This window comes from Streptococcus mitis, assembly GCF_047464965.1.
Classification (GTDB): domain Bacteria; phylum Bacillota; class Bacilli; order Lactobacillales; family Streptococcaceae; genus Streptococcus; species Streptococcus mitis_DU.
Map to the genome: position 1 here is coordinate 1 of NZ_JASHAT010000015.1, position 19,499 is coordinate 19,499.

At 39.2% G+C, this 19,499-nt stretch carries 15 protein-coding genes, 1 tRNA gene, 1 rRNA gene, 1 other RNA gene and 1 pseudogene; all 19 read right to left on the minus strand.

From position 1 onward, the window contains the following. Positions 1-162: 162 nt before the first annotated feature. The 19 genes and pseudogenes from QM408_RS08820 to rrf all read right to left on the minus strand — a co-directional run bounded on the left by QM408_RS08820 (position 163) and on the right by rrf (position 19,492). Entirely contained in the window at positions 163-3,531 is a 3,369-nt protein-coding gene (locus tag QM408_RS08820) for an SIALI-17 repeat-containing surface protein (protein WP_261150743.1), read from the minus strand. 322 nt (positions 3,532-3,853) lie between these two features. Next, positions 3,854-5,278: an LPXTG cell wall anchor domain-containing protein gene (locus QM408_RS08825; protein ID WP_261056685.1), complete on the minus strand. Its 1,425-nt coding sequence runs from the start codon at positions 5,276-5,278 to the stop codon at positions 3,854-3,856. A 211-nt stretch (positions 5,279-5,489) separates the two neighbouring features. Beyond that, positions 5,490-7,040 (minus strand): PspC family transcriptional regulator, encoded by a 1,551-nt coding sequence (locus QM408_RS08830; RefSeq protein ID WP_314732441.1) that lies wholly within the window; start codon positions 7,038-7,040, stop codon positions 5,490-5,492. Positions 7,041-7,181: 141 nt separating this feature from the next. Next, the gene (locus tag QM408_RS08835) at positions 7,182-8,507 is read right to left on the minus strand and encodes a nucleoside triphosphate hydrolase (protein WP_261150742.1); all 1,326 of its coding nucleotides are present in this window, start codon (positions 8,505-8,507) and stop codon (positions 7,182-7,184) included. Positions 8,508-8,649: 142 nt separating this feature from the next. After that, positions 8,650-9,555: an N-acetylmuramoyl-L-alanine amidase family protein gene (locus tag QM408_RS08840; RefSeq protein ID WP_000757030.1), complete on the minus strand. Its 906-nt coding sequence runs from the start codon at positions 9,553-9,555 to the stop codon at positions 8,650-8,652. Positions 9,556-9,929: 374 nt separating this feature from the next. Continuing rightward, positions 9,930-10,366: pseudogene (locus QM408_RS08845) on the minus strand (Rpn family recombination-promoting nuclease/putative transposase); the annotation flags it as partial. Next, positions 10,359-11,324, minus strand: a complete 966-nt coding sequence (locus QM408_RS08850) for an Rpn family recombination-promoting nuclease/putative transposase (protein WP_031237278.1) — start codon at positions 11,322-11,324, stop codon at positions 10,359-10,361. The pseudogene QM408_RS08845 and the gene QM408_RS08850, both read right to left, overlap by 8 nt. A gap of 117 nt (positions 11,325-11,441) precedes the next feature. Further along, positions 11,442-12,410: a ribose-phosphate diphosphokinase gene (locus QM408_RS08855; RefSeq protein WP_261150741.1), complete on the minus strand. Its 969-nt coding sequence runs from the start codon at positions 12,408-12,410 to the stop codon at positions 11,442-11,444. Positions 12,411-12,554: 144 nt separating this feature from the next. Next, entirely contained in the window at positions 12,555-13,370 is an 816-nt protein-coding gene (locus QM408_RS08860; protein WP_261150740.1) for a PrsW family intramembrane metalloprotease, read from the minus strand. A gap of 24 nt (positions 13,371-13,394) precedes the next feature. Next, positions 13,395-13,892, minus strand: a complete 498-nt coding sequence (locus QM408_RS08865; protein WP_004236873.1) for a beta-class carbonic anhydrase — start codon at positions 13,890-13,892, stop codon at positions 13,395-13,397. 72 nt (positions 13,893-13,964) lie between these two features. Further along, positions 13,965-15,326: a DNA repair protein RadA gene (gene radA, locus QM408_RS08870; protein ID WP_414374299.1), complete on the minus strand. Its 1,362-nt coding sequence runs from the start codon at positions 15,324-15,326 to the stop codon at positions 13,965-13,967. A 13-nt stretch (positions 15,327-15,339) separates the two neighbouring features. Next, positions 15,340-15,897 carry a histidine phosphatase family protein gene (locus QM408_RS08875; RefSeq protein WP_162489200.1) on the minus strand — a complete coding sequence of 186 codons (558 nt, stop codon included), beginning with the start codon at positions 15,895-15,897 and terminating at the stop codon, positions 15,340-15,342. Continuing rightward, positions 15,857-16,300 carry a dUTP diphosphatase gene (locus QM408_RS08880; protein WP_020903279.1) on the minus strand — a complete coding sequence of 148 codons (444 nt, stop codon included), beginning with the start codon at positions 16,298-16,300 and terminating at the stop codon, positions 15,857-15,859. Before QM408_RS08880 ends, QM408_RS08875 begins: the two co-directional genes overlap by 41 nt. A 56-nt stretch (positions 16,301-16,356) precedes the next feature. Continuing rightward, positions 16,357-16,454, minus strand: an RNA gene (gene ffs / locus QM408_RS08885) — signal recognition particle sRNA small type. 32 nt (positions 16,455-16,486) lie between these two features. Continuing rightward, complete coding sequence (gene tadA / locus QM408_RS08890) at positions 16,487-16,954, minus strand: tRNA adenosine(34) deaminase TadA (RefSeq protein WP_001110112.1); 468 nt, start codon at positions 16,952-16,954, stop codon at positions 16,487-16,489. Positions 16,955-17,153: 199 nt separating this feature from the next. After that, positions 17,154-18,440, minus strand: a complete 1,287-nt coding sequence (locus QM408_RS08895) for an adenylosuccinate synthase (RefSeq protein WP_004257634.1) — start codon at positions 18,438-18,440, stop codon at positions 17,154-17,156. A gap of 230 nt (positions 18,441-18,670) precedes the next feature. After that, positions 18,671-18,907 (minus strand): sigma(X)-activator ComW, encoded by a 237-nt coding sequence (gene comW / locus QM408_RS08900; RefSeq protein WP_084864321.1) that lies wholly within the window; start codon positions 18,905-18,907, stop codon positions 18,671-18,673. 390 nt (positions 18,908-19,297) lie between these two features. Further along, a tRNA-Asn gene (locus QM408_RS08905) sits at positions 19,298-19,371 on the minus strand. A 5-nt stretch (positions 19,372-19,376) separates the two neighbouring features. After that, positions 19,377-19,492, minus strand: a 5S ribosomal RNA gene (rrf, locus tag QM408_RS08910). Positions 19,493-19,499 lie beyond the last annotated feature (7 nt).

Here is a 19,499-nt window from a genome sequence, read left to right on the forward strand (position 1 = left end):
GGTTTTCGGAACTTTGAAAACTTCAAAAAACGGATTTTTATCGCTCTCAATATCAAAAAAGAAAGGACGAAATGTGTCCTTTCTCGATCTTAGCTTTTCTTCAACCCACTACAGTTGACAAAGAGCCGGTCATAAATCCTTCTCTTTTATATCTTCAACTAATTAGTTTTTGCGTTTCACAAATGGAAGGGCACCAAGGAGCAATCCAAGGAATCCTAATGATGCAATTGCAACATTATCTTTACCACCAGTATTTGGAAGTTCTTTCTTATCTTCAGCTTTTGCAGCTGGGGCTTGATAAGTATTGTCTTTGTTAGTACCTGCTACAGTTGGTGTAACCGCAGGAGTTGTCGGTGTTTCAGCTGTTGGCATAGCTGGAGCATCCGTTCTAGGAGTTGTTGGTGTAGATGAAGCATCTGTTCCAGGTGCAGCTGGTGTAGTTGGTACAAGTGCAGGTTCATTTACAGCTGTAGCATTAGAATTTTCACGCGGTGGATTTCCAGGTGTCACCGCTGGTGTACCAGATGTCGCTGGAGTGTTTAATTTTTGGTAGTAATGTTTAGTTACGTTACCATCTTTAACTGTTCTAACAAATTTATAACCTTTAATTTCTTTTGGTTTACTTTCTCCAACTTCCCCTTCTTCTATTGCTTCAGCATTAGGATTTCCTAAATCTGCAATATCAAAATGCCCTGTCAATGGTTCATTAAATTCTGGTACTTCATTTACTGCAGGAAGATTCTTAGTTAAAATATCAAACGCATCTTCTAAATCTGATAAACGATCTTTTAATCCTTCTTTATAGTAATCTTCAACACCTTCATTTTCTTCGCTGTCTTTGATTTGCTCTTTGACTTTAGCGATTTCGTCTAAGATTTTTTTGATTTCAGGATTGTTTGCACCAAATTCAGGAAGTTCAGGTTGTACAAGAGCATCACCATTTGAAGTTTCTGGTTTAGCTGTTTTAGGTGCTTCACCTTCTGGTTTAGATGGCTCAGTTGGAGGTGTTGTATCATTCACTCCGCCGTTAAATTCTGGATTATTAGGTTGAGTAGTAGCGTTATCATCATTTACACCACCATTGAACTCAGGAGTATTTTCAGTTGTAGGCGCTTCTTCATCGTTTACACCACCGTTGAACTCAGGTTTTTCTTCAGTAGTAGCAGCTTCAGCAGCGTTTACTCCGCCATTGAACTCAGGTTTTTCTTCAGCAGTAGCAGCTTCAGCAGGGTTTACCCCACCATTGAATTCAGGAGCATTTGGAACAGTTGGAACCTCATCAGGTTGTTTAGCGTCGCCAGTTGGTGCTTCATCATCATTTACTCCACCTGCGAAGTCTTTAGGTTCTTCACCTTTAGGAACTTCTTTTAAGTTTTCGATATAACCTAAAGTTGCGTTGTAATCGTCAGTTAGTTCATCGATTGCATCTTTATAAGCTTTTACTGCTTCGTTAACTTCGTCAAATTTAGCTTGAGCTTCATCAGCAGCAGTTTTAGCAGTAGCAACAGCAGCCTCTAGTTTAGTTACAGCTTCTTGTAATCCATCTTGGATAGCTTGGTCAGCTTTGTTTTTCTTAGCTGTCTCAAGAGCTGTTTTAGCTTTTTCTAAAGTTTCTTTTTGTTTATCTAATGCAGCATTTTTTTCTTCTACAGCTTTAGCTTTTTCAGTAGCATCAGCTTTGTCTTTATCAGCTACTTTAGTTAATTTTTCAATTTTTTCAGCGATATCATCAGCGATATCTTGAAGTTTTTTAACGATTGGTTTAGAAGCTTCTTTGTTGTAAGCAGCGTCTAATTTTTCTTTATCAGCAGCTGGAAGCTCAGATAGAGCTTTACCTTCTTGTTTTGTAGCACCGATTTCGTCAGCTTGAGGATCTTGATCTTTAGTAGCTTCAGCAGTCGCATTTTGATTTTCTAATTCTTTAAGAACATCCTCAGCTTTTAAATCACCATTTTCAACTGCAGCTAAAATATCTTCTTTACCTAATGCTTTTTTAGCTTCTTCTTTATTTGTAATCTTAGCATCAGCATCGATATCTTTTTCTAATTGATCTAAAGCATCTTTAAGAGCAGTTCTAGTTTCAGCTTCTTCTTTTTTAAGTTCTTCAACTTTTGCTTTTGCTTTTTCTGCTTCTTCTTTAGCTTTAGCTAATTCAGCTTCTGCGTCAGCTTTAGCTTTATCGGCTTCATCTTTTTTAGTTTGAGCAGCTGTTACATCTTCAGCTTCTTTAGTAGCTTTAGCTGTAGCTTCATCTGCTTTTGTTTTAGCTTCGTCTGCTTTTTTCTGCAATTCAGTAACTTTAGCATCCGCTTCTGCTTTAGCTTCAGCAGCTTTTTCAGCTTCTGTTTTCTCTGCCGGTTTAGCTGGTTCTTCTTCTACTGGTTTAGCTGGCTCGTTAGCTTCTTTTTCTTTAGCTGCTTTCACTTCTTCTAGAGTTTTGTTGTACTCATCAGTAAGTTTGTTTAGTTCATCAGCAACAACTTTAGTATCTGAAGCAGCTTTATCGAATGCATCTTGCGCAGCGTCCTTAGCTTTTTCAATAGCTTTTACAGCTTTGTCCAATGAAGCAACGATATCAGAATCAGAACCGTTATCTGTAGCTGCTTTAAGAGCTTCTTTGGCTTCTTTTAATGTATCTTCTTGTTTTTTAAGAGCTTCCGCTTTTTTATCTTCTTCAGCTTTTAATGCTTCAGCATCTTCTTTAAGCTCATCAACATTTTCACCTAAATCATCAGCTTTATCTTGAAGTTTTTCTGATGCTGGACGAGCAGCATCTGCTTTTTCAGCTTTGTCAATTCCAGCTTTAATGTTTTCTGGTAATTGATCTTTAGATTTAGCTTCTTCAGCTGGAGTTGTTGCAACGTTAGCTTCATTAGCTTGATCTTTATTTCTTAATTTTTTCTCAGTTTCTTTATTAGCTTCAGCTTTTTCATTATCATCTGCTAATTCTTTAAGAATATCCCCAGCTTTTAATTCACCAGATTCAACAGCCTTCAACAATTCCTCTTTTGCTTTTTTGTCGAGTAATTCGTTATCATCAGGTAATTGTTTTAAAGCCTCGGTTAATGCTTCTTTAGAATCAGCTTCTTCTTTTTTAGCGTCTTCTTCTTTCTTCGCTTCTTCTTTTGCTTTAGCATCAGCTTCTGCTGCTTTTGTTTTTGCTGCGGCTAATTCATCGTCAGCAGTTTTTTTAGCTTTTTCAGCTTCTGTTTTTTCAGCTTCAGCATCAGCAGCTTCTTTTTTCTCAGTTTCAAGTTTTTTAGCTGCTTCATCAGCCACAGGAGTAGTTGTATCTACTTTTGCTTGAGCTTCAGCAACTTTTTCTTCAGCTTTTTTAGCGTCAGCTTCAGCTTGTTTAATTTCTGGACTTGTCACTTCTGATTTAGGAGTTGCAGGAGCTCCAGCTGGTTGAGCAGAAGTTGTATTAGGCTCCTCTGCAGCTTTCACGACTGACGGTTGAGATGCAACAAAAGCTGCCCCCAAAACAGCAACACTTGCTAAGCTAGTTAAAATCATTTTCTTTTTGTTCATCCTGTGTACCTCTTTTTAAGAATCATATTTATGTACATTATAAACCTTTTTTCAAGTGAAATCAAGGGATACGTTATATTCTATATCCTTTATTATTGATATGTTATATTTCAAAAATATGGAAAATTCCAAAGAAAATAAAGCATATTTTACTAGCTTTCTTTCTCTTTCTTTTCATTATTTTCATTTTATATAGTAAATTATAATTTTGAATTCAATTCAAATATCTTAAATCTTCATAAAAAATCTAGTTTAAACAAAAAAACAGGAGATTTCTCTCCTGCTTTGATTTAATTACTTAAAATCTATACCATCATATGATTTAGTTTTTACGTTTCACAAACGGAAGGAATCCAAGAAGTAATCCTAAGAATCCTAAGAATGCAACTGCAACATTATCTTTACCACCAGTATTTGGAAGTTCTTTCTTATCTTCAGCTTTTGCAGCTGGGGCTTGATAAGTATTATCTTGGCTAGTTCCTGCTACAGCTGGAGTTGCAGAGGCTGGGGCTGATGGAGCTTCTGAAGCTGGACTATTTGTTCCAGGTGCTGGTGCCGCTGGAGCATCAGCAGATGGGCCTGCTGGCGTTTCTGACACTGGAGCAGGAGTTTCAGCAGCTGGAGCTGGATTTCCTGGTGTTCCAACCTTAGCTGGGATTGGGAATTCTGGAGCTGGTTTTGCAGGTCTGTCTGGAGTCTTGTTTGATTCTTTTTGAGGCTCTGTTTGAGGTTCTGTATATTCTGGTTTGTCAAGAATGGCAGCGTCCCCATTAGAAGCTTCTGGTTCCAAACCTTTAAGAGCTGCTTCTAGATCTGCTTCAGCTTTCTCCAATTCCGCTCTTTTAGCATCTAATTCTTTCTGAAGCCCTTCTTTAATATAATCTTCAGAACCATTTGCTTCCGCATCTTTAAGATTATCTTCTAATTTAGAAACTTCTTTTTCCAAATCAGCGACCTTGTTTTGAAGAGCTTCAATTGTTGTATCCAATTTAGCTTCTTCAGCTTTCAAGTCTGCTTCACGCGCTTTAAGTTCTGCTTGAGCTGCTTCTAGAGCTTTATCTGCAGCATCAAGATCCTTTTGAGCAGCTTCTCTATATTGGTCTGCTTGTTCACCATCAGCGTCAGCATAGCTATCAAGTTCTTTTTGAGCTTTTTCTTTCGCTGCTTTTGCTGCTTCTACAATAGCTTTTGCTTCTTCAACATCATTTTTCGCAGCTTCTACACGTTCGCCAGCATCCTTAGCATCTGTCTTTTCTTCATCCAAACGCTTATTGATTTTATCCTGACTATCAGCATCAATTCCACCATTAACTGGCTTAGCTTCTGTAACTTCACCTGATTCATTACGAACCAACTCAGCACCTGGAGCTGGTTGTACAGTTGGATTAGTCACACCAGCTTTATTAAAGTCATCTTCTAACTCTTTTGCAACATCTTCAGCATCCAAATCACCATTTTCGATAGCCTTTAAGATATCTTCCTTACCGATTTCAGCTTTTGCTTCCTCAATAGCTTTCGCCTTATCTTCTGCTTTAATGCTGTCGTCTTTGTTAATATTATCTTCAACAGCTTTTTCCATTTTTTCAAAAGCAGCTTTTAAAGCCTCTTTAGTATCCGTAGTAGCTGGTTGTGTTGCAGTAGGTTGCACATCTTCAGCTTTTACAGTTGAAGGATTAGATGCAAGAAAACCTGATCCCAAAACAGCCACACTAGCCAAGCTAGTTAAAATCATTTTCTTTTTATCCATTTTTGAAACCCCTTTTTTGAAATTATATTTGAATTTATTATAACGCTTTCAAATAAAATAATCAAATAATAACTTATTTTATATATTCAATTATATTCTTATATAGATTTTCAAATATACCTATTACAACAAAAAAAGAAAGCTCATTTTATAAGCTTTCTTTTTGTTTTCTTTTCATTATTTACATTTTCTATGGTAAATTTTACACTTTTTAAACCCACTCACCGTTGGCATTTACTGTGTAACCATTGATTGTAGTGCTGACAGCAAGAGCTCCTGAACTATAAGCATAGTACCATTTGCCATCTACTTGGAACCAACCAGTCTTCATAGCGCCTGAGTCATCAAGATAATACCAACTACCACCTTGTTTCAACCAACCAGTTTTCATAGCACCCGAATTATCAAGGTAGTACCATGTTCCACCTACTTGGAACCATTGGCTAGCTTTCATTGCACCTGAACCATTTAGATAATACCATGTGCCACCATCTTGCAACCAACCAGTTTGCATTTCGCCTGAACCATTTAAGTAGTACCAAGTGTCACCTTCTTTAAACCACCATTTTTGCATCACGCCAGCAGCATTAAAGTGATACCATTTACCACCATCTTTCAGCCAACCAGTCTTCATTCCATCTTCTTTAGAGAAATAATACCAGTCACCCTCAACCTTCTTCCATCCAGCCTGACGATTTCCTTCGCTGTCAATGAAGAATTTTTTACCATCAATCACAACAATCCCTTGTTTAAGGACACCTTCCTCATCCAAGAAATAATGTTTCCCATCAACAGTAATATCACCCGTTAAACGGACACCTTCTTTGACATAGTAAGTTTTATCATCGATTTTAACAAAACCAGTTTTCTTCTCACCATCTTCTACAAAATAATAAGTCTTGTCAGCAACTTTTACAAAGCCTAGCTTTTTAACACCATCTTTTTCATCTAGATAGTATTGCTTATCACCTGCAGTCAATAGACCTTTCTTCATAGCACCATCAGCTTCAAAGTAGTAAGTCTTATCATCGATTTTTTGCCAACCACTAACCTTTTTGCCATCCTTGATATAGTAGACTTTTCCGTTCTCTGTTTTGAACTGACCGCCACTTGTTGTTGTAGATTGATTTTGGTTGTTGTTACCAGCATTAGTAGCTGTGTTTGAACGATAGACATGATAAAGAATACCATCTTTTAAGTTACCAGTAACATACTCATAGTTGGCAATAGTTGGATGACTTGTATCTGATGCTTCAGATCCTTTACGCGGATCCTTAATATTTACTGGATCGCTACTACCCTCTTTATAAACTACAAAACGAACTTCCTTGACTGCTGAATTCCCACTAGTTGTTGTAGTATTTTGATTGTTGTTTGTATTTGTATTCGTTGTAGCAGCCGTATTTCCACCATGATAAGGATTGCTTTGAGCAGAAGAACTATTACTATTACCTGTTGTAGCAGTTGTATCAGCTGGAGCATATGTATGATATAGTATACCATCCATTTCTTCACTAGTAGTATATTTATAGTTCTCAATTTTAGGCTGATCCTTAATAGATGCATCTGTTACAGCAGATCCTGTCAATGCGGCTTTGATATCAACAAGTCTACCATTTTGAAATGCTACATAGTGTACTTCTTTAACTGTAGAAGTTGTCAACGCACTTGTCGCTCCTGATTCAGCAGCTTGGACTTGTTGGACTGTCGCCATTGCTAGTACAGAAGTTGCTAGCAAAATACCTGTTACTGTTTTTCTCATAGGAAAATCCTCCTGTATTAAGATAATAAATTTATCTAAATTATATCCCTTTCCTATAATAAATGCAATAAAAAACATAAAAAGTGTAGAAATATTTAAATGTAAAAAGAGAGCAGTTGAAAAACCACTCTCCTCCTATTTTTATACCCACTCACCGTTGGCGTTTACGTAATAACCATCAACTGTAGTGCTTACTGCAAGTGCACCTGAGCTATAAGCATAGTACCATTTACCACCCACTTGGAACCAACCAGTTACCATAGCACCTGAGCCTTTAAGGTAGTACCAAGCACCACCAACTTTAGCCCAGCCAGTTTCCATAGCACCTGAGCTATTTAGGTAGTACCAAGTACCACCATCTTGCAACCAGCCAGTTTGCATTTCACCTGAACCATTTAGATAGTACCATTTGTTACCATCTTTGATCCACCATTTTTGCATCACGCCTTCAGCATTAAAGTAGTACCATTTACCACCGTCTTTAAGCCAACCAGTTTGACGTTTACCTTCTTTATTAACATAAACCCAATGATTGTCAACTTTGTTCCAGCCAGCTTTAGTATCAGAATCATCTGTCAAAAAGTACGTTTTACCATCAACAGTGATTTCACCGAACTTACGCTCACCTTCCTCAGTAACATAGTAATACTTATCTCCAGCATCCTTGATAAGACCAGTCTTACGTTCACCTTCTGCTGTGATGTAATACCATTTACCAGCACTGTCTTTTACAATACCTGACTTGGTTGTACCATCTTCAGCAAAGAAATACCATTTAGCACCTACCTTATGAGCTCCAGTTGTCACAACACCATCTTTGACAAAATAAGTTTTTCCATTTTCAGAGATAATCTCTGTCTTACGAGCTCCATCTGATACAAAATAATAGGTTTTTTCTCCTACTTTAATGAAACCAGTTTTCTTAACACCTTGTCCGTCTAGATAGTAACGTTCAGATGTGTTTTCAATGACACCACGTGCCATAACACCTTCACTATCAAAGTAGTAAGTCTTACCATCGACACTTGCCCAACCTTTTACTGGGTTACCTTTATAGTAAAGATAACGGTTCCCTGCTGACTCACGCCATTTTACGTCCTTGTCAGATGTTTTATATCCCTGAGTATTTAACTCACTCACTGGAGCATCTGGATCATTTGCATAATCTTCTATTTTTGTTCCTTTTTCAACAAACAAATAGTATTTTCTTCCACCTTCAACATAGGCACGTTGAAATTCAAAGCCTTCAATTGTCGAATGTTTAGAGATCGGCTGATTCCCATCTTCAAAAAATACTGTTTTACGTTCTTGTGAACGACCATTAATCACTGTGATCCACTCAGTTCTATAAACAACTTCTTCCGCACTTACTGAACTAGCAGTTGTAGCAGAATAACTTGTCAAAACTGCTGCACTTGCCATTGTAACACTAGCAAGAGCTAGAGCTAAAGCTTTTTTATTTTTCATGTGAAGATTCTCCATTCTTAAATTTAGCTATTATGCTTCTCTTTATTGTATCTTATTTTTACAAAAATTTCTAAGAAAAACTGAACTTTTTATGGAAAAAATAAAAAGCAGAAGAAATCTCCTGCTTTTTTATTGAGCTAGATTATTTAACCCATTCACCGTTTCCGTTAACAGTGTATCCACCCACAGTAGTGTTAACTGCAAGGGCACCTGAACCGTCAACGTAGTACCATTTACCACCAACTTCAAACCATTGGCTAGCTTTCATAGCACCTGATGTTTCAAGGTAGTACCATTTACCACCGTCTTGCAACCAACCAGTTTGCATTTCACCGTTTCCGTTTAGGTAGTACCAAGTGTTTCCATCTTTAACCCACCATTTTTGCATTACGCCTTCAGCGTTAAAGAAGAACCATTTACCGTCAACTTGTTTCCAACCAGTTACAGCTTTGTTAGATGCATAGTATTTCCAACCAGTTTCTTCTTGTACCCATTCTTCTTTAGCTACATTGTAAGTATCAGTTTTTTCAATTACTAATTCACCAGTAACGAACATGTCTGAACCTTCACGTACAACTTCTTCTGCATCAAGTAGAGTACCTACTGTAAGTTTAGCAGGAACAAAGTAACCTTTTGGAGCTTCATCAATACGGTAAACTACATAACCACCGTTTGCAAGAGGAAACTCAACATCACCTGCTGCATCAGTAACTGCTTCAATCAAAGCTGGTTTTTTGTAGTTGTCAAAGTCTTCTACTGTTGCGTATACCAAAGCAGCTACTTTAGCACCTGCTACAGGGTTCCCTTGGATATCTTTAACATGTACACGAACATGAGTACCATTTCCAAATACATCTGGTAAAACTTTACCATCTTTACCGATACGATTTCTTACAGCGTATGGGTTTGTAACTGGAGTTGCTGGTTTATATTGGTTAGCCTCTGGTACTACACCATTACTGTATTGTGCTTGTGAATCAGCTGAAACTGCTTGTACAGCACCAAATGCTGCAAGAGCGACTGCGCTTGTCAATAAAACTTTTTTCATCGTTTTATCTCCTTCATTTTTCATTATATATTTTTTCGTAAGACTATCTTACTACCATACAGTATATAAATATTTGCAGGATTTGTCAAGGGTTTTCTTCTAGTTTTTAAAGTTTTTACCCATTTTTAGAAAAAAAGGTGAAAAAAACAACTTTTTAAGAGTGAATACGCTTAAAACATCCTAGATTCAAGTGAAAATCTCACAAACTTTTGACCCTTGAGTATAATCATTCATATCTAATCCACATAGACAGTTGGACAGAACTCACGTCTATGGTATTATCTTATAAACACTTCTAAATGTCAAGTAAAAATGGCAAGTTTTTTGATAAGAACTTGCCATTTCATCAACTTTCTACTATTTAAAATGTGACCTTATAGCAAGGCCTCAAACTCAGCGACCGTCATGCCCAACTGCTGGCCGGCAACCTCGGAAGTCAGGAGACCTTGGCGAACCATATCTAAGAAAGCAAAGACTCTTCCTTCAACTTTCCCACGTTCTAAACCTTGTTCAATACCTTCCGCCCTAGCTGTTTCCAAAGCATAGTCCTGTGCTAACAAGGCTTGTTCTTCTCGCATACGTAGTTGACTAAACATTTTCCTGTCCTCCTCGGACCAGCTCTTATAGTCTAGCAGTTGGTCTGCTTGGCTGATGGCTCGCTCTGGTTGTTGGGTAAAGGGTTTGTTCCCAAAAAACTCCAACTAGGGCTTGCGAACCTCGTCTTTGCTGGTTTCTCTGTATTTTTTAATTCCAAGAATGCTATCTTGACTAGATGGTTTTCATGACCGTTATTTGTGATGGTCTTAATCTTTCAATAGTGCCTCAAACTCAGAGACAGTCATGCCTAATTGCTCGCTAGCAACTTCAGAAGGCAAAAGACCTTGGCGAACCATATCTAAGAAGGCAAAGAATTTCCCACGCTCCAGTCCTTGTTCAAGACCTTCTTCTCGCCCCTTTTCAATTCCCTCTGCACGACCACGCTCTAAACCTTGTTCAATACCTTGTTCCAGCCCCTCTGCTCTAGCTGTTTCCAGGGCATAGTCCTGTGCTAACAAGGCTTGTTCTTCGCGCATACGTAGTTGACTAAACATTTTCCTGTCCTCCTCGGACCAGCTCTTGTAGTCCAGCAGTTGGTCTGCCTGGCTGATGGCTCGCTCGGGTTCTTGGGTAAAGGGTTTGTTACCGAAAAACTCCAACCATGGCTTACGAATGCTATCTTTGCTGGTTTCTCTGTATTTTTTTAATTCCAAGAACGCCATCTTGACTAGATGGTGTTCTTGACCGTTATTTGTGATGGTTAAGACCTCACCTGTCGTGTTCTCGCGCATACTAAAGCTATGAAAAGCCAAGTCATCTGAGAAGTAGTTGCTGTCCACAATAGCAATAGCATAAACTGGTGCGATGTGTTTGTAACTCTGGTGTGTATCACCTTCTCGTTGACGAATTTTTTCTAGGTTTTGATTGACCTGACTGCACAGGTAAGCCCACAGGCGATTGATGAAAAAATTCTGATGATGAACTTGAATTTCAATAATTACTTGCGTACCATTATCCAACTCCGCCAAGACGTCTATACTGGTATAGAAATCCTGAGCCGAGTAAGGCAGGGATGGCAAGACATGAATATTGCTCCCCTCCAAAATGGTTACATTTTTGGCTGGTAAATCCAACATATCGCGAATAAATTGACAAGTGATTTCTGGATTGCTAAAGATTTTCTTAGCAACCAAATCATTGGTTGGGCTGATGCCCGGATGTCTTAGAATCATCCTTTTCCTCCTTTTATTATACCACAGTTTTAAATCTAGCTTTACTAGATTCACTGCTACTATCTATTTATTCGGAAAAGAGACGAAAAAACCTGAGAATTATCTCAGGCTTGGTTATTAAATCTTTTTCTCAATACTGAAAAGTGGAGAAAGTGGGCGTTTTTCATGGATACGTACAATAGCATCACCCAGTAGATGAGCAATCGAAATCTGCTCAATCTTGTCAATCAAACGCTCTTCTGGGAGATAGATGGTATCCAAAACAACCAATTTCTTAATAGCTGAATTTTGGATATTGTCCATAGCAGGACCAGAAAGAACTGGGTGCGTACAGCTTGCATAGACTTCAACAGCACCAGCTTCTGCCAGGGCATCTGCCGCGTGGCAAATGGTTCCAGCTGTATCAATCATATCATCAATCAAGATACAAGTCTTGCCTTCGACCTTACCGATGATGTTCATGACTTCACTAGTGTTCATCTTATCAACGCTACGACGTTTGTCAATGATAGCGATAGATGTTTTCAAAAATTCTGCCAACTTACGAGCACGAGTCACCCCTCCATGGTCTGGGCTGACAACCACATAGTCAGAACCAACCATACCACGACGCTCAAAATAATCCGCAATCAGAGGAGCTCCCATCAAGTGATCCACAGGAATATCAAAGAATCCTTGAATCTGTGCAGCATGCAAGTCGATTGTCAATAAACGATCTACTCCAGCTACTTCAAGCATATTTGCGACAAGTTTTGAAGTGATTGGCTCACGCGCTCTCGCCTTTCTATCCTGACGTGCATACCCATAGTAAGGCATGACAACATTGACAGATTCTGCACTCGCACGCTTCAAAGCATCTACCATAATCAAAATTTCAAGCAGATTGTCATTTACAGGCGAACTAGTTGATTGTAGGATAAAGACGTGTTTCCCACGGATTGATTCTTCGATGTTGACCTGAATCTCTCCATCTGAAAATTGGCAAACACTTGATTTCCCCAACTCTATCCCAATCTCCTGCGCCACACGTTCTGCCAATTCTTTATTAGAAGAAAGGGCAAACAGCTTTAAATCAGAAAAAGACATGATTTCCTCCGGTATATATGTATCGCTTGTGCTTTTCACAAGATTTTCCATCTACCATTGTAGCGCTTTTTGCACTATTTTTCAATCAAAAATAAAAGAAGGGCATCATATTTGTACCCTTGCATCATTCTTTTGAAAAATATTCTAGTTCATCAACTCATTGTGCTTCTCAACAAAGCGATAAGTCTGATAAAAACCATAGAGAGTAATAGCCGTCACTACTGGAATCGCTAAGGGTAACTCTGTCTCTAATTCCACAAAAGGAGAGTTAAACAGGAAGTGAGTTCCCAAGGCTAAACCTAGGAAAATAAGCCCCTGTTTCTTGCCAACCTTCTGCCCTTTATAGGCTTTGTAAAGCAAGTAAACACCTACTACAGCTAGACCTGAAAAAGTCCAGTGAGAGGCAATTCCTGAAATGATACGCTCTAAAATTCTCGAAATAGTAAAGTCAAAGCCCTCTGGCAAATCCGTACGAATGTAGCCAATATCCTCAATCATTTGGAATCCCAAACCAGAAGCAATCCCTAGTAAAAACAAAGATTTTAATTTTCGCACAGGAATCAAAGCTAAAACAAAAACAAGTGGCAATAATTTCAAGGGTTCTTCTACCAAAGGAGCCACAATAGCACTTTCAAAGGCATTTAAAAATGCACTATCTGGGAAAAGAACCCCCAGTAAATCATGGATGTAGGTATTCGCAAAGCTAGACAACCAGCCTGAAAGGAACATTCCACCCAATAAAGACAGAATCAAGGCCTTCTTTGGTAATTCCCATTTTTTCCCAATACGGAAAAGGAAATAAAGAGCCGGAATCATGTAAAAGAGAGCTAGAAAGAGAGAAACTCCCATTAGTCCATATTCCGCACCTGACATCGAACCGTCCGTATAGTAGATAGTTTCATACTGCAAACCAATACATAGCAATAAGATAAAAATAAATAAAATACTGTTTTTCTTCATACACTTTCTTTCTAAATGAAGTATTTATAATTCTACGACTGTCATACTTCCTGTATCCACATCGTAAATAGCACCAGAGATAATGACATCATCTGGTATTAGGGGAGACTCGATAAGGAGTTGCATGTCCTCACGTACACTCTCCTCTATATCTTGAAAGGGCAAGAAGTCCTGGTCTGACACATCGACACCCAATTCTTCCTTCAAATACTCCTGAAAAGAGCCATTTTCAAAGGTCTGAGCACCACAGTCTGTATGGTGCAATACCACAATCTCTCTTGTCCCCATTTGTTGCTGGGAAATCACCAGAGAACGAATCATGTCTTCTGTCACTCGACCACCTGCATTCCGCAAGATATGAGCATCCCCAAGTGCCAAACCTAGAGCTTGCGCAACGTGCAAACGAGAGTCCATACAGGTCACAATGGCTACTCTAGTTTTGGGTTTAAGTGGCAGATTTAACTGCCCATGTAGGGCAACATAAGCCTGATTGGCTTGCATAAACTGTTCAAAATACGACACGATTCCCTCCTCGAAAATTTGATAGTCAAATATTTCTCCTATCTTATCATTTTTAAAAGGATTTGTCACGGATTATGCAAAGACCTTTTTCAAAACTTCCTGAATCGTTGTCACCCCAATAACCTGAATTTCCTTAGGCGGAGTGATTCCTGTCAAGGAATTCTTAGGTACATAAATCTTAGTAAAGCCCAGTTTAGCAGCTTCATTGATACGTTGCTCGATACGATTCACGCGCCGAATTTCTCCTGTCAAGCCCAGTTCGCCTACAAAACATTCCTGAGGATTAGTTGGCTTGTCCTTGTAGCTCGAAGCAATGGCAACTGCAACAGCTAAGTCAATCGCAGGTTCATCCAATTTGACACCCCCAGCAGATTTGAGATAGGCATCCTGATTTTGCAAGAGAAGTCCTGCACGCTTTTCCAAAACAGCCATAATCAGACTCACACGATTAAAATCAAGCCCAGTCGTTGTACGTTTGGCATTTCCAAACATGGTCGGTGTCACCAAAGCCTGAACCTCCGCCAAAATCGGACGCGTCCCTTCCATGGTCACAACGATTGACGAGCCAGTAGCCCCATCCAAACGCTCCTCTAGGAAAACTTGACTCGGATTGAGCACCTCAACCAATCCCCCCGACTGCATCTCAAAAATCCCAATCTCATTGGTGGAGCCAAACCGGTTTTTGACCGCTCTTAAAATACGGAAGGTATGGTGACGCTCCCCTTCAAAGTAAAGCACCGTATCCACCATATGCTCTAGCATACGAGGACCAGCCAAGGTTCCTTCCTTGGTCACATGACCTACGATAAAGATGGCAATGTTATTGGTCTTGGCCAGCTGCATAAGCTCAGCCGTCACCTCACGCACTTGAGAAACAGACCCCTGCACCCCTGAAATCTCAGGAGACATAATTGTCTGAATAGAGTCAATAATGAGGAAGTCTGGTTGGATGCGCTCCACCTCAGTTCGAACACTCTGCATATTGGTCTCTGCATAAAGATAAAACTCGCTATCAATATCACCCAAGCGCTCTGCTCGTAGCTTAATCTGCTGGGCAGACTCCTCCCCACTGACGTAGAGAACAGTCCCAACTTGAGACAGCTGAGTTGAGACTTGTAGGAGAAGGGTTGATTTCCCAATCCCAGGATCCCCACCTATGAGGACGAGACTTCCTGGTACCACTCCGCCTCCAAGTACACGGTTGAATTCCTCCATCTCTGTCTTGGTTCGATTGACGTTGATTGAAGTCACCTCAGCCAGTTTCATGGGCTTAGTTTTCTCACCTGTCAAGGATACACGTGCATTCTTGACCTCGGTAACCTCAACCTCTTCTACAAAAGAAGACCAAGACCCACAGTTAGGACAACGTCCCAGATATTTAGGGGAATTATAGCCACAATTTTGACATACAAATGTCGCTTTTTTCTTTGCGATAATAAACCTCTTTCTATATCTCTATCTCACACTCAATTACTTGGCAAAAATCAATCTTCTCATTTGGCACAAACTGGCGCATGAGCATGTTGTGAGTTACCACTATCACGGTCTGGTAATCTCGATACTTAGCCATACATTCTAGAAAACGAGACTTCATCTTCACAGCTGTCTCATATTGAATAGGACTATTAGGAAGTAACTCCCCCTTATTTTCTAGAAATATAGCACGAGCTTTTTCAAAATTATCTGTGCCACTTTCATAGACCTGCCACTCATGCAATAATGGTTCCACTCTCAAAGGAAGTCCAGTAACACAAGCCACATAAGAAGCCGTTTCTAAAGCTCTTGTGACTGCAGAAGATACGATTATTTCAGCTGAAGGGAGTAAAGGATTGGTGCTCAATTTCTGGACTTGCTGCCGTCCCTTATCAGACAAGGGTGCCAAATCTATCCCAAATCCCGTATAAGAACGCTCCTCTAACTCACGATAATCTGGCTCCCCGTGACGCACAAAGATAATCTTCATCCTAGTGCCCTGTCGATCCAAATCCACCAGTTCGAACGCCATCAGCCATATCTCCATCTGCAATTAAGAAAGGAGCAAAGACAGCCTGGACAACACGTTCTCCAACTTCAAGAACAACCTCTTGATCTGTAATATTCTTCATCTGAGCAAAAATATGCCCTTCATTCCCAGGATTGCCATAATAATCCCCATCAATGACCCCAACTGAATTAATTAAAACCAAGCCCTTCTTACGAGGGTTTGAAGAACGATCATAAAGGTAAAGAACCTCAGTCGGTTGCATATAAGCCTTAACCCCTGTCGGAACCAAGACAATCTCTCCTGGCGCAATAACCGTACGTACAGCAACCTTTAAATCGTAACCAGCCGCATGCGCTGTCTCACGCTTGGGCAATAAATTTTTATCTGTAAAAGTCGAAACCAATTCAAAACCACGAATTTTCATCATCTTCTCTTTTCTATTATCATTTATTCTAGATTATTCTATCTTATTTATTCGGAAAAAGCACGAAAAAAAGAGCACACAATTCAAATCGCTTAGGGCTGCTGGATTCCTCCCCTGACCCGCTTCACGCAGAACTGTTGCTCCACTATTTATTATATCACATTCCTATTCATTTTAAAAGCAAAATTATTTTTTCCGTCTATTTCTAAAAAAGTCCTGCATAATAGCTGCGCATTCATCTTCCAAAATTCCCGTTTCAACCTCTACACGATGGTTGAGACGCTCATCTGTCAAAATATCGTACAAACTCCCAGCAGCGCCAAATTTCTGGTTTTTAGCCCCATAGACCACGTTTGGAATACGGGCAAGCCCAATCGCCCCACTACACATGACACACGGCTCAATGGTCACAAAAAGCGTGCAATCAAGCAAGCGCCAGCTCTCCTCACTCAGATTCGCATTCTCTATGGCCATAATTTCCGCATGCATAACCGCTCGCTGCAGTTCCTCACGCGCATTATGGCCACGGCCAATGATTTCTCCGTCCTTGACAATCACACAACCAATTGGAATTTCATCGTGTTCAAGAGCAATCTCAGCTTCTCTCAAAGCTTCCCTCATAAAGACTTCTTTTTCTTCAACTGTATAATTCATCAATTTCCCTTTTACTACTTATCGATTTTATTATTATATCATGAATCCCAAGACAAAAAAAGCCACCGAATGCGGTGACTTTATAGGGAGATTATTATGAAAAAGAAAAGTTTAGGATATTTGTTACAACAAGTTAGGAGGTCTTCTTGTAACTGTCTATAGTATACCCGACCTATCTTAAACAAATCTTAAAAATCTCTTAGGACCAAACACTTTCTAAAATATTTGTTTGTTCACGACCAGGACCTACTGAGAAAGTAGAAATACGAACGCCAACCAATTCACTCACACGACGAACATAGTTACGCGCATTCTCAGGAAGATCTTCCAAATTACGAACTCCGGTAATATCTTCTGACCAACCTGGCAACTCTTCATAGATAGGCTTGCAACGTTTCAATTGCTCAAGACTAGCTGGATAGTAATCAATACGTTGGCCATCAAGATCATAGGCCACACAGATTTTCACTGTATCCAAACCACTCAAAACATCGATAGAGTTCAATGAAAGGTTAGTAATACCAGAAACGCGACGGCTATGGCGCATCACAACTGAATCAAACCATCCCACACGACGTGGACGACCAGTTGTTGTACCATATTCATGACCGACTTCACGGATACGTTCTCCCACTTCATCAAACAACTCAGTTGGGAAAGGACCGTCTCCAACACGACTCGTATAGGCTTTACATACACCAACAACCTTGTCAATCTTACTCGGACCAACACCAGAACCAATCGTAACACCACCAGCTACAGGGTTTGATGACGTAACAAATGGATACGTACCTTGGTCGATATCTAGCATAACACCTTGTGCACCTTCAAAAAGCACACGTTTACCGTTATCAAGCGCATCATTCAAAATAACAGATGTATCTGTCACATATTTCTTGATTTGTTGACCATATTCGTAATATTCTTCAAAAATATCATCGAAAGAAATCGCTTTACTGTCATACAATTTTTCAAAAAGACGATTCTTTTCAGCAAGGTTACGTTCTAAACGCTCACGGAAAATGTCTTTATCCAAAAGATCCGCGATACGAATTCCCACACGAGCAGCTTTGTCCATATAAGCTGGACCGATTCCCTTGATTGTAGTACCAATCTTATTGTCGCCCTTAGCTTCTTCTTGCAAACGATCTAACTCGATATGATAAGGCAAAATGACATGCGCGCGATCAGAAATACGCAAGTTATCAGTTGTAACACCTTCCTCATGAAGATAGCTCAACTCTTTCACAAGAGATTTAGGATTTACAACCATACCATTCCCAATAACAGAGATTTTTTCAGGGAAGAAAATCCCAGATGGAATCAAGTGCAATTTAAACTTCTTGCCATCAATCACAATCGTGTGACCTGCATTATCACCACCTTGGTAACGCGCAATCACTTCTGCATTCGCTGAAAGGAAGTCTGTAATCTTCCCTTTACCTTCATCACCCCACTGGGTACCTACAACAACAACTGAAGTCATAATCTTGTCTGAGCCTTCAGGCTCTTCCTTTCTCACATACATGGCAGGACTCTCACCTGCAATTATATCTTACAATTAATTATAAGAAAAAATCGCCTTTTTATCAAGAAGAAACAATAGAAAGATTTGCTATTTCCAACTATTAAAAAATGTTTTAGAAAAATAACCAGCTATTTATTATTATCTTTCCTTAAAAAAATAAATTTGTTCGGAAATTAACTCAGACTGTCTCAACAAGCAACAAAACCTTGTTTCATTATCAATTTTTCAAGATACAAACGATAAGCAACACGATAATGGTAAACAATAAAATCCTGATGACTCACAATACGATATCGGACAAGATAATAAATCAAAAACTTAAAATGAACATATTCCCAATCAAAATTATCACCGAAGAACATACCATACTCTTCTTCAATATTTCTATAAAAATCCATCATCTGATCATAAATACTTTGTAGCATAAATATATACTCCTTTTCTTTTTATGACCTTATTCTAACAAAAAATTTCAATTAATCTTTAATAATTCCTGAATTGTTAAAATACCAACCTCAAAAAGATAACAAATAGGAAAAGTTGACAGAATAGGAACAAATTTACTACTTAAATTTCAAAAACTAAGATAATGGAAGCGGAAGGATTCGAATCCCTCGAAGGAGCGTATTTACAGTCCGCAACGTTTAGCCTCTTCGCTACCCTCAATTAAAGTACTAAAAAGATCTCCTTGATCGAAAACGGAGGGCTCTGAAACTTTACTCAGCAAAAATATCTCACACCAAATAACACTAAATAGATTATTAATTATAAAAAAAAGAGGCCTAAACCTCTTTTTTCTTATTTTTTCTTAACTACTCCGCCAGTAGGACTCGAACCTACGACATCATGATTAACAGTCATGCGCTACTACCAACTGAGCTATGGCGGATTAGAGCTAAGCGACTTCCATATCTCACAGGGGGCAACCCCCAACTACTTCCGGCGTTCTAGGGCTTAACTTCTGTGTTCGGCATGGGTACAGGTGTATCTCCTAGGCTATCGTCACTTAACTCTGAG